General features: G+C 64.5%; 8 protein-coding genes. 6 read left to right on the top strand and 2 right to left on the bottom strand.

What is annotated here, in order from left to right:
• Nucleotides 1–1,620, top strand: a complete 1,620-nt coding sequence (locus ASG79_RS19565) for a PucR family transcriptional regulator (protein ID WP_056393594.1) — start codon at nt 1–3, stop codon at nt 1,618–1,620.
• Nucleotides 1,621–1,626: 6 nt separating this feature from the next.
• Here the strand turns inward: ASG79_RS19565 and ASG79_RS19560 are convergent, their stop codons facing one another.
• Nucleotides 1,627–2,484, bottom strand: coding sequence for a nitrilase-related carbon-nitrogen hydrolase (locus ASG79_RS19560; protein ID WP_056393439.1), 858 nt, complete (start codon nt 2,482–2,484; stop codon nt 1,627–1,629).
• A 239-nt stretch (nt 2,485–2,723) separates the two neighbouring features.
• Between ASG79_RS19560 and ASG79_RS19555 the strand changes: the two genes are divergently transcribed.
• The 4 genes from ASG79_RS19555 (at nt 2,724) to ASG79_RS19540 (ending at nt 8,084) form a co-directional block, all read left to right on the top strand.
• Nucleotides 2,724–3,914, top strand: coding sequence for an ROK family transcriptional regulator (locus ASG79_RS19555; RefSeq protein ID WP_018770238.1), 1,191 nt, complete (start codon nt 2,724–2,726; stop codon nt 3,912–3,914).
• Between the two features lie 131 nt (nt 3,915–4,045).
• Nucleotides 4,046–5,605 (top strand): multiple monosaccharide ABC transporter ATP-binding protein, encoded by a 1,560-nt coding sequence (gene mmsA / locus ASG79_RS19550; RefSeq protein WP_056393438.1) that lies wholly within the window; start codon nt 4,046–4,048, stop codon nt 5,603–5,605.
• 45 nt (nt 5,606–5,650) lie between these two features.
• Nucleotides 5,651–6,934: a multiple monosaccharide ABC transporter permease gene (mmsB, locus tag ASG79_RS19545; protein ID WP_056393436.1), complete on the top strand. Its 1,284-nt coding sequence runs from the start codon at nt 5,651–5,653 to the stop codon at nt 6,932–6,934.
• A gap of 46 nt (nt 6,935–6,980) precedes the next feature.
• The gene (locus tag ASG79_RS19540) at nt 6,981–8,084 is read left to right on the top strand and encodes a sugar-binding protein (protein WP_056332472.1); all 1,104 of its coding nucleotides are present in this window, start codon (nt 6,981–6,983) and stop codon (nt 8,082–8,084) included.
• 174 nt (nt 8,085–8,258) lie between these two features.
• Here the strand turns inward: ASG79_RS19540 and ASG79_RS19535 are convergent, their stop codons facing one another.
• Nucleotides 8,259–9,293, bottom strand: coding sequence for an AAA family ATPase (locus ASG79_RS19535; RefSeq protein ID WP_056393433.1), 1,035 nt, complete (start codon nt 9,291–9,293; stop codon nt 8,259–8,261).
• Nucleotides 9,294–9,438: 145 nt separating this feature from the next.
• On the opposite strand from ASG79_RS19535, the gene ASG79_RS19530 reads away from it, so the two are divergent.
• Nucleotides 9,439–10,899 carry an ABC transporter permease gene (locus ASG79_RS19530; RefSeq protein ID WP_056393432.1) on the top strand — a complete coding sequence of 487 codons (1,461 nt, stop codon included), beginning with the start codon at nt 9,439–9,441 and terminating at the stop codon, nt 10,897–10,899.

Below are 10,899 nucleotides of genomic sequence, written 5' to 3'. Positions count from 1 at the left end.
ATGTCCGCTGAGCCGGCCACGTCAGGACGGCTGAGCTTCGTCACCCTCCAGCAGTTCCTCGACCAGCTGCCGCCGCTGTTGACAATGCTTCACGACGGCGGCAGCGGCGGCCGGCTGCTGCGGTGGGTTGAGCCCAGTGAGCTGGAGGACCCCACGCCCTACCTTCCGGAGGGGGAATTCCTGCTCACCGCCGGCCTCCCCTTCCTTGGTGACGGGGGATCACCCGCCAGCGTGGACGCCTATGTCCGCCGGCTGGTGGAGGCCAAGGTGGCGGCCCTGGGCTTCGGGATCAGGCCGTACTTCGACGCCGTCCCGGAGGTGGTCCTCGACGCGTGCCGGCGGCACAACCTCACCTTGTTCGAGGTGCCCGAGTCGCTTCCCTTCGCGGCGATCGGCCTGCAGTTTTCCCAGCTCCTGGAAACCGACAACGCCAGGGTCTTCCGGCAGCTGGCAGAGACCAACCGGCAGCTCATGCGCGCCGTCCTCTCCCCCAAACCGGAGCACGAACTACTGGCTGCGCTGGTCCAGCGCGTGCCCGTGTGGGCCGTGATGGTGGGAGCGGACGGCCGGGTCCGGGCCCGGGGCACCAGCGCCGGCGGCAGCACCGCCGTCGAACTTTCCCTGCTGGAACCCATGCTGGAACGGCTGCTGTCCGGCCGTGGCCCCCGGGTGGAAATGGACGGCTTTGACCAACCCGGCTCGGCGCTGGTGGTGGGCCATCCGCTGCGGAGCACCAGGGACGCCAACCTCGGTGCCCTGATCCTGGGCTCGGACGATCCGCTGACCCCCGCCCAGAACAACGTGGTCCAGTCCGCCGTCGGACTGCTGGAGCTGCTGGTCCGGCAGCGAACCAGTGGCTCGCTCGCCCCCAGCCAGCTGGCCACCGCCGTCCTGCTGCACCCCGAGAGCCTCACCACCGGCGGGAGCAAGCACGTCAACGGGCTCAAGGACCTGCTGGCGCAGAGCCTGTCTTCCACCCGGTCCGCGCCCATCCGCGTGCTTCAAGGCGTCAAGGTGGATGCCCCGGAGTGGCCGGCGGGAGACAGCCCCGTCAGGGAACTGCTGCAGTGGCGGCGCATGTTCGACACCAAGCTGGTGGAGATCACCGACTACGGGTTCGCCGCGCTGACCCGGCTCAAGGTGGACGACGCGCTGCTTGCCGACGTCGAGAGGCTCGGCTGGCGCCTGGTGATCGGCGAACCCACCGAGCTGACCAGCCTTCCCGCCGCGTACCAACGGGCCACGTCCCTGCGCAGCCGGGTCCAGCGAAGTGGACAGAGCCTGCGGGCCGACGAGGTGTCCTGGTCGGTCACGGGCCTGCTGGGCCGTGAGGCCGGAACCTTGCTGGCCGAGCGGCTCCTGCATCCTGTCCTGGCGCTCGAACCGGACCGGCGCGATCCGCTGCTGGCCGTCCTGCGTGGCTGGCTTGGCGAAAACGGCAGCTGGGATGGTTCCGCCAAGCTGCTGGGGCTGCACCGCAACAGCGTGCGGCGGCAGATCGGCGTCATTGCCGACATGCTGGGGATGGACCTGAACCAGGCGCAGGTGCGGGCTGAGCTCTGGATTGCGCTGCAGTACACCGAAGGGCTGACCGGCGGGGCGGCGGGAAACGGCGCCTGAAGGCGGTTATCCGCCCTGCTGGCCTGCTTCCCGCGCCAGGCCGGCCTCCCACTCCCGGTAAAGCTCCGGCCGGCGTTCCCGCAGGTACGGCACCTCGTCCCTGGCTGCGCGCACCGCATCAGGGCCTATCTCCGCGAAAAGCACTGCAGGGGTGTCCGCTGCTTCGGCGAGGAGCCTGCCGTCGGGTCCCGCCACCACGCTTCCGCCGCCGAAAGTGTAGGCGTCCTCGACCCCACAGTGGTTGGCATAGGCAACATAAAGTTGGCTTTCCAGCGCCCGCGCCCGGATGAGTACCTGGGGCACGGCCTCGTAACCGGCCGACAGGGCAGTGGGGACCAGGAGCAGTTCCGCGCCGCGGGCCGCCGCTGCCCGGGCGGCCTCGGGGAACTCGATGTCGTAGCAGATCAGCAGGGAGGTGCGGACACCCTCGAAATCCACGACGGCGGGAGGTTGCGCGGCTGCCACGAACGCCTTGCGTTCCTCATTGCCGAACAGATGCACCTTGGCATACCTGAGGAGTTCGGTGCCCGTGGCATCAACCAGGGTCGCTGTAATGTGCCACGCGGGGCTGCCGGCGACCCCAGCGCCGGCACCGTCCCCAGCCGCTTCGGCGGGCAGGCTGTAGACAAGGGCAATCCTGTTACGGCGGGCGATATCAGCCAGCCGTTCGCGGACAGCGGGAAAGGTTGCCGGGTCCAGGTCGCCGCGCACCCGCAGCGGGGCGTAGCCCACGGGGAAAAGCTCCGGCGTCAGGAGCAGGTGGGCACCGGCACGGGCAGCCCGGGTGGCGGCGTCGTCGATGGTCCGAAGGTTGGCCTCGACGTCCAGGACCACGGCGTTCGCCTGCAGGACGGACAGCAGCATCGTTACCACCTTCTGTATCCCCGTCCATCTGAAATGGCTGGGCCCGACTGATCTCTCGTTCCAGCCTAACCAGCCGCCAGCGGAGGATTGTGGGTCGTTTGGACCCGGGCGCCCGCGCGCCGGGACGGAATGCACAGATGCCGCGGAGGGTACTCATGACGGCCGATTTCCTGCATGCCCGTACAGGCCATGCGTTAACTTCTTGACTACAAGAGCAGCGATAGGGCAATCTTCTTAGCATGTCCGCAACCACGCGCTCAACGAGGAGCAAGCCCAAGAATCCGGGGTCCCAGTCCGCCCTGCGGCAACTGAACCAGCAGCGGATTATTGAGGCACTCATGGGCGGCCCGTCCACGCAGGCGGAGCTCGCCCGGCAGACGGGGCTCTCCACCGCCACCGTCTCGAACATCGTCAAAATCATGCTTGACTCCGGCCTGGCATCCACAGAGCCGATAACCAGTTCAGGGCGCCGGGCGCTGAATGTGCGACTGAACAGCAACGGCGCCGTGGCGGTCGGCATCGACTTCGGCCGGCGGCACCTGCGGGTGGTCCTGGCCTCGCTCAGCTACCACGTCATCGCTGAAGAATCAGTGCTGCTCCCGCTGGGCCACCAGGCGGATGAGGGCATCCATGCAGCGGTGGAACTACTGGAGAAACTACTCCGGGAAAGCGGGGTGGAACGCACCTCCGTGGTGGGCGCCGGCGTCGGTATTCCGGGCCCCATTGACCGGCGGACCGGGACCGTGGCCCAAGGGGCCATCCTTCCCGAATGGGTGGGCATCAACATCCTTCAGCACCTGGAGGAAACGTTGAGAATCCCCGTGTTCGTTGACAACGACGCCAATCTGGGCGCATGGTCCGAGGTGACCTGGGGGCAGCACTCCGGCGTCAGCAACCTGATGTTCCTGAAGATCGGTTCCGGCATCGGCGCCGGCTTGATCCTCAACGGTTCGCCGTACTACGGCAACGTTGGAATCACCGGCGAAATAGGCCATGCCACCATCCACGAACAGGGCCTGGTGTGCCGCTGCGGCAACCGTGGATGCCTCGAAACCATAGCATCCACCACCACCATGATTGAGCTCCTCAGCCGGGGCGAGGACCGGCCATTGACGCCGGCGGATATTGTCCGCAAGGCCCTGAACAGGGACTCCGCCACCCTGCGCGTGGTGGACGACGCAGGACTGGCGGTGGGCCGGGCGCTGGGCAATGTTGCGAACCTGATCAACCCCGAGGTGATCGTGGTGGGCGGGCCGCTGGCAGGCCTGGGGGACATCCTTCTGGACCCAATCCGGAGGGGGCTGATCCGGCATGCGGTGCCGGTCATCGGGGAGACCACCACCCTCACCATGTCCTCCCTGGGCGACCGGGCAGAGGCCCTCGGCGCGGCCGCCCTGGTCTTCCAGCACGCCGGAATCCGCAAGCCGTAGACCACATCGTTACCCAGCAATTGCGTTAAAGACTTGACGACAACAGCTGTGATCCAGTTTACTTTTGGTTCAGACGGCCCTGCGCTTTGCCGGCCGGACAAAGAAGTCATTGCATTGGAGGGTTAGGGTTCATGACGTCCCAGACCACGCATACGGATCCGATCATTCTCGAGATGCGGTCCATCACCAAGGAATTCCCCGGCGTTAAAGCGTTGGATAACGTAAGCCTTCGGGTCAAAGCCGGTGAGATCCACGCCATTTGCGGCGAGAACGGCGCCGGCAAATCCACCCTGATGAAAGTCCTCTCCGGCGTTTACCCTTACGGCAGCTACGACGGCGACATCGTCTACCAGGGGCAGGTCCAGCAGTTCAGGGATATCCGGGCCAGCGAACACGCCGGCATCGTGATCATCCACCAGGAACTGGCGTTGATCCCGGAGCTGTCCATCATGGAGAACATCTTCCTTGGCAACGAACCCACAAAGCGGGGCGTGATCGACTGGGCCGAAGCCAGGCTGCGGTCACTGGACCTGCTGGCGAGGGTGGGCCTGCGGGATGATCCGGACACGCCCATCAAGGAGATCGGCGTAGGCAAGCAGCAGCTGGTGGAGATCGCCAAAGCGCTGAACAAGTCCGTGAAGATCCTGATCCTGGACGAGCCCACTGCCGCCCTCAACGAGTCCGACTCCCAGCACCTGCTGGACCTGATGCTCGGGCTGAAGGCCAAGGGCATCACGTCCATCATCATTTCCCACAAACTAAACGAAATTGAGCAGATCGCCGACTCCATCACCATCATCCGTGACGGCAAATCCATCGAAACCCTTGACGTGAAGGCCGACGGCGTGGACGAGGACCGTATTATCAAGGGCATGGTGGGGCGGACCCTCGAGTCCCGCTTCCCGGACCACACCCCCAAGATCGGCGAAGTGTTCTTCGAGGTGAAGAACTGGACCGTCGCCCATCCTCAGATCCAGGACCGGCTGGTATGTAAGAATTCCAGCTTCTTTGTACGCCGCGGCGAGATCGTCGGCTTCGCCGGGCTGATGGGCGCGGGCCGCACCGAACTGGCCCGTTCCGTCTTCGGCCGGTCGTACGGCCATTTCGTCTCCGGCCAGATCTATATCAACGGCAAGGAAGTCACACTCAAAAGCGTCCACCAAGCTATCGACGCCGGACTGGGCTACGTTACCGAAGACCGGAAATCCCTCGGACTGAATTTGCTTGACGACATCAAGACCACAACGGTCTCCGCCAACCTCGAAAAGATCAGCAAACGCAGTGTGGTGGACACCAACCAGGAATTCGCTGTGGCGGAGCAGTATCGTCGGTCGCTGCGGACCAAGGCCCCTTCAGTACAGGAAGGGGTGGCCAAGCTGTCCGGCGGCAACCAGCAAAAGGTGGTCCTGGCCAAATGGATGTTTACGGACCCCGACCTGCTGATCCTGGACGAACCCACCCGCGGCATCGACGTCGGGGCCAAGTACGAGATCTACGGCATCATCCAGGAGCTTGCCAACCAGGGCAAGGGCGTCATCGTGATTTCCTCTGAGCTGCCGGAACTTCTGGGTCTCTCGGACCGCATCTACACGATCTTCGAGGGTGCCATCACCGGGGTGCTCAACAAAGAGGAAGCCAGCCAGGAAAGCCTGATGAAGCTCATGACCTCCACCACTCGAAAAGCTGCCTAACCCTCTGGAGCTTTCCAGAACCTTCCAGAAACAAGGACCAAAACAATGAACGCGCTCAAGAAACTCTTCGGTGGTGACACCCGCCAGTTCGGGATGATCTTTGCCTTGGTGGCTCTGATAGTTCTCTTCCAGTGGCTCACCGGCGGCATCACGCTTACCCCGGGTAACGTCATCAACCTCTTCAATGGCAACTCCTATATCCTCATCCTCGCCATCGGCATGGTGCTGGTGATCATCGCCGGCCACATCGACTTGTCGGTAGGCTCGGTGGCGGCGTTCGTCGGGATGATGGTGGCCATCACGATGCGGGACTGGAACCTCCCTTGGTACCTGGCTATCCTCCTGGGCCTCGGCCTGGGGGCCGCTATCGGAGCCTGGCAAGGGTGGTGGACGGCCTATGTCGGCATCCCCGCATTCATCGTCACCTTGGCGGGCATGCTGATCTTCCGCGGGGCGCAGCAGTTTGTTGGCCAGTCCAACTCCATTCCTGTCCCAAGGGAGTTCCAGTACATCGGAGCAGGCTACCTGCCTGAAGTCGGGCCAGACACTGGGTTCAACAACCTCACGCTCCTCCTTGGACTTGCAGCAGTCGCGTTCGTGGTCTTTAGTGAAATACGGCGCCGGCGCATGGCCAAAGCCCTCGGCGCTGAGGTTTCGGAGACCTGGGTGAGCGTCCTCAGGCTGGTCCTGATTTGCGGCGCAATTCTGTACGCGACCTACCTGTTCGCCACTGGCCGTCCGGGCACCTCCTTCCCAATCCCCGGCCTCATTCTCGCTGTGCTGGTCTTGATTTATGGCTTCATTTCCTCGAAAACGGTCGTTGGACGGCACGTATATGCGGTGGGTGGCAACCGCCACGCGGCAGAACTCTCCGGCGTGAAGTCAAAGAAGATCAACTTCCTGGTCATGATGAACATGTCCATCATCGCCGGACTGGCCGGAATGATCTTCGTTGCCCGTTCCACCTCGGCGGGACCTTCTGACGGCACAGGCTGGGAACTTGATGCCATCGCCGCAGTGTTCATCGGCGGTGCGGCGGTGACTGGCGGCGTCGGTACGGTCATCGGCTCCATCGTCGGTGGTCTGGTGATGGCCGTGTTGAACAACGGTCTGCAGTTGCTCAGCGTCGGCGCTGACTGGCAGTCCATGATCAAAGGCCTGGTGCTGCTGGTGGCAGTTGCCATCGATGTGTACAACAAGTCACAGGGACGGGCGTCAATTATCGGATTGATGATGAAGAACTTCAACCGTCCATCCAGCGGACCCGGCACCCCTCTTCAGCCGGACGAGGTCACCTCTACACGAGAAACCATCTCCAGGGAAGCCTGAGCAGGACTTCCTGACCCCAACACCCCCAAAAGAAAGTGGACAAGAAATGCGAATGTTTGGCAAAGCAGGGAAGGCAGCAGCGGTAGCTGCCATCGCAGCATTGGCGCTGACGGGCTGCGGACGTTCCGAACCCAGTAACTCTGGCGGTGGCGCCAGTGGGGGAGCCGGAGGCTTCCCGCAGGACTCGGCGATCGGTGTGGCACTTCCGAAGAAGACCAGCGAGAACTGGGTCCTGGCGGAGAAGCTGTTCAACGACGGTCTTTCCAGTGCCGGTTTCAAACCCACGGTCCAGTTCGCCAACAATGGTGTGGCCGAACAGCAGAACCAGATCAGTGCCATGATCGCCAAGGGCGCCAAGGTGGTTATCGTGGGTGCATTGGACGGGTCCCAGCTGGGTACCCAGCTCAAGCAGGCCAAGGACGCCGGAGCCACGGTCATCGCTTACGACCGCCTGCTGCTGAACACCGAGAATGTGGACTACTACGTGGCTTACGACAACTTCAAGGTCGGCCAGCTGCAAGGACAGGCGCTGTTGGACGGGATGAAGGCCAAGAAGCCCTCCGGCCCGTACAACGTTGAGCTTCTCGCTGGCTCGCCGGACGATGCCAATGCAAAGGTGTTTTTCGACGGTGCCATGAGCGTCCTGAAAGCTAAGATCGACGACGGCACGCTGAAGGTTCTCTCCGGCCAAACCACGTTTGAGAAGGCTGTGACCCAGGACTGGAAAGCTGAGAACGCCCAGCGCCGCATGGATACCATCCTGACCGGATCGTACGGAACCGAGTCGTTGGACGGCGTCCTCTCCCCCAACGACACTCTGGCCCGTGCCGTCCTGACTTCAGTCAAGGCCGCCGGCAAGCCGCTTCCCGTCGTCACCGGGCAGGACTCCGAGGTTGAGTCCGTCAAGTCGATCCTTGCGGGCGAGCAGTACTCCACCATCAATAAGGACACCCGCAAGCTCGTTGAGCACGCCATCACCATGGTCAAGGACCTCCAGGCGGGCAAGAAGCCTGAGGTCAACGACGACAAGTCCTACAACAATGGCAACAAGGTGGTTCCCGCCTACCTGCTGGAGCCGGTCATCGTGACGGCCGCCAATGTGAAGACTGCTTACAAAGGTGACCCGGTCCTCGAACCGATCATCAAGTAACAGCTTCTAGAACCAGCCGGTACACCCGGAGGCCGGGAAGCCCGGCCCCACCCTGAACTGCTCCCCGTAAGTTGGACTGAAGATTCAGTTCCGACTTACGGGGAGCAGTTTCGTTTTTTAAGGGCAGTCCGCTGTCCGGGGAGCAGCCCGAAGCCGCGGCGCCGGCAGATCCGGTCAGACCAGCCAGCGCCACCAGCGTGGCTGCTCCTGTTCCGGCGTCGGTTCCGGCTCCGGCTCCTCGCCCAAGGCCAGTGCGGCCCCGACGATGTCGTCCGCGGTGAGCGTCATGACGGCCTCACGATCGAGCGCGTCAAGACTTTGTTCCTCGTCGAGCGACAGCCGCAGCGCCTGACGGTTGAGCGCCTGCTCGAACAATGTGCGGGCGAACCGCGCGTTGCCGGAGTCCTCGCCCGCGTGCAGCCCGGTGAAAATGCGGCGCAGCATCTGGTCCGCACCCGGCTCCAGCCTGTACTCGTGCTGGGCCAGCATCCGGTGGAAGATCGTCTGGAGTGCGTCGACGGAGTAGTCGGGGAACGTGATTTCACGGGCGAACCGGGAGCGCAGTCCGGGGTTCGAGAGCAGGAAGGACTCCATCAGCCGCGGGTACCCGGCCACAATCACCACCAGGCGGTGGCGGTGGTCCTCCATCCGCTTGAGCAGGACCTCGATCGCCTCGGGGCCGAAATCCATCCGGCCGTCCTCCGGGGCCAGCGCGTAGGCCTCGTCAATGAACAGGACGCCGTCCAGCGCGCGCCGGATCACCCGGTCTGTCTTGATGGCGGTGGTGCCGACGTACTGCCCTACCAGGCCCGAACGGTCGACCTCGACCAGATGGCCTTTCTGCAGCAGGCCGACCGCGCGGTACATCTCGGCCAGGAGCCGCGCCACGGTGGTCTTGCCCGTGCCCGGGTTTCCGAGGAATACCAGATGCTGTGATGTGGCCACCTCCGGCAGGCCGTGCGCCTTACGGCGGGCCTGGACCTGGAGCAGTGCGACGAGCGCCCGCACCTGTTCCTTCACTGTCTCCAGTCCGACCAGGGCGTCGAGCTCGGCCTGCAGCTCGGACAGCGGCCGCGCCGGCCCGGGCCTCGCAGCCATGAGATCGCCCACCAGGTCGTCGACGCGCTCCGAACCGGGCAGCTTGAGCTGATCGGCCAGACGGCCGATGGTTTCGCGCAGGTCGTCAAGCGGATTGCGGCTGGCAGCCATGCATCCACTGTAGTACCAGCACTCGATTCCCGGCCCTGCCCTTCACAGCCCAGACACAGGTGGGGCCGGATTGCTGCACAGGATGCCCAGCGAGGGTTGATGCGAAGCCGGCCCTCCGCGCCGGCACCTGAGTCATAGGAGTAACGTGAGCGTCCTTGCCCGAAGCGTAGGCAATGCCTTCAGAAACAAGGTCCGCACCGCAGCTGTTGTCGCGGTGCTGGCCGTCGCCATTGGCCTTGCCCTGGCCATGCTGGTAGCCAACCAGGCGGTCGGGGCGAAAGTGCAGGAGCTCAATGCGTCCGTCGGCACCGTCCTGACCGTCAACCCCGCCGGCGGGCAAGGTTTCGAAGGCGGCGGTGAGCCGCTCACCACCAGCCAGGCAGCCACGGCCGCCGGCGTGCCCAACGTCAGTGCCGTCGTCGGGACATCCTCCCTGCGGCTTCGCAATGCCACCGAAGCGGCCGCACAGGCCGCGGCCGGGCAAACGGGACAGACCGGGCAGGCAGGGCCCGGAGGCCAGAACGGGCAGGGAGGCCCCGGCGGCCAGGCGGCAGCCACACTGACCACCAGCCTCACGGCGGCGGTGGACGCAGGCACCCTTGGCAACCGCAACCAGCAGGCCAACGGAAGCACGGGCTCCACCGGAACCACGCAGCAGCCCGTCCGGTCCCTGCCGATCACCGCCACCGGCATTGGCGCCGAAGTCGACACCACCGGCAAGGCACTGAACATCACGCAGGGCTCCGGGCTCGGCGACTACTCGGCAGCATCCACCAGTGCCCTGCTGGGCACCACCCTGGCAGGGAAGAACAACCTCACGGTTGGCTCCACCTTCACCATCAACGACCAGACCTACACGGTCTCGGGATTGTTCGACGCCGGCACCACCTTTGGCAACAACGCTGTGTATGTCACCCTCCCCACCGCCCAGACCCTGGCAGGCACACCGGGTGAACTGTCCAGCATGATCGTCACGGTCAACTCCATGGACAACGTGGCCAGCACCAAGACGGCCCTGCAGACGGCTCTCGGCACGGACAAGGCCGATGTCACCCAGGGCCAGAACCTGCAGACCGCGGTCAGTTCGCTGGACAGCGTCAAGAACATTTCCTTCATCGCCTTCATCGCCGCCCTGGGCACCGCAGGGCTCATCATCCTGCTCATCATGGTGATGCTGGTCCGCGAGCGCCGCAGGGAAATCGGCGTGCTGAAGGCGATCGGCGCGCCCAACCGCACCGTCGGCCTGCAGTTCGTCCTCGAGGCACTGGTCCTGGCAGCCCTGGGCAGCGCCGTCGGTGCCGCCATTGCATCGTTCGCCAGCGGCGGCATCGCCTCGGCACTGATCAGCAGCAACACCACCAGAACCACCGCCGCCACGGGCCGCGGTGTCCCGGGCGGGGCCGGTGGTGGCGCGGGCTTCCCGGGCGGCCAGGGCGGACCCTTCGGCGGCGCTTCCCAACTGTTGAACTCCGTGACCGCCAGCGCCTCACCAGGGGTGATCGCCGGTGGCATCGCTGCTGTGTTCGGTGTCGCCATCATCGGCGCCCTGGTTCCCGCGCTGCTCACCGCGCGCATCCGTCCCATCGAAGTCCTGCGAGGAGAATAG

This window comes from Arthrobacter sp. Soil761 (genome assembly GCF_001428325.1).
Classification (GTDB): Bacteria; Actinomycetota; Actinomycetes; order Actinomycetales; family Micrococcaceae; genus Arthrobacter.
The sequence above is the reverse complement of the archived record's forward strand: the minus strand, read 5'-3'. Positions and strand labels throughout refer to the sequence as shown.

Bases quoted from the DNA above. Each gene is read 5' to 3' on its own strand.
- ASG79_RS19565 (WP_056393594.1), top strand. From the start codon at position 1: ATGTCCGCTGAGCCGGCCACGTCAGGACGGCTGAGCTTCGTCACCCTC.
- ASG79_RS19560 (WP_056393439.1), bottom strand. From the start codon at position 2,484: ATGCTGCTGTCCGTCCTGCAGGCGAACGCCGTGGTCCTGGACGTCGAG.
- ASG79_RS19555 (WP_018770238.1), top strand. From the start codon at position 2,724: ATGTCCGCAACCACGCGCTCAACGAGGAGCAAGCCCAAGAATCCGGGG.
- mmsA (WP_056393438.1), top strand. From the start codon at position 4,046: ATGACGTCCCAGACCACGCATACGGATCCGATCATTCTCGAGATGCGG.
- mmsB (WP_056393436.1), top strand. From the start codon at position 5,651: ATGAACGCGCTCAAGAAACTCTTCGGTGGTGACACCCGCCAGTTCGGG.
- ASG79_RS19540 (WP_056332472.1), top strand. From the start codon at position 6,981: ATGCGAATGTTTGGCAAAGCAGGGAAGGCAGCAGCGGTAGCTGCCATC.
- ASG79_RS19535 (WP_056393433.1), bottom strand. From the start codon at position 9,293: ATGGCTGCCAGCCGCAATCCGCTTGACGACCTGCGCGAAACCATCGGC.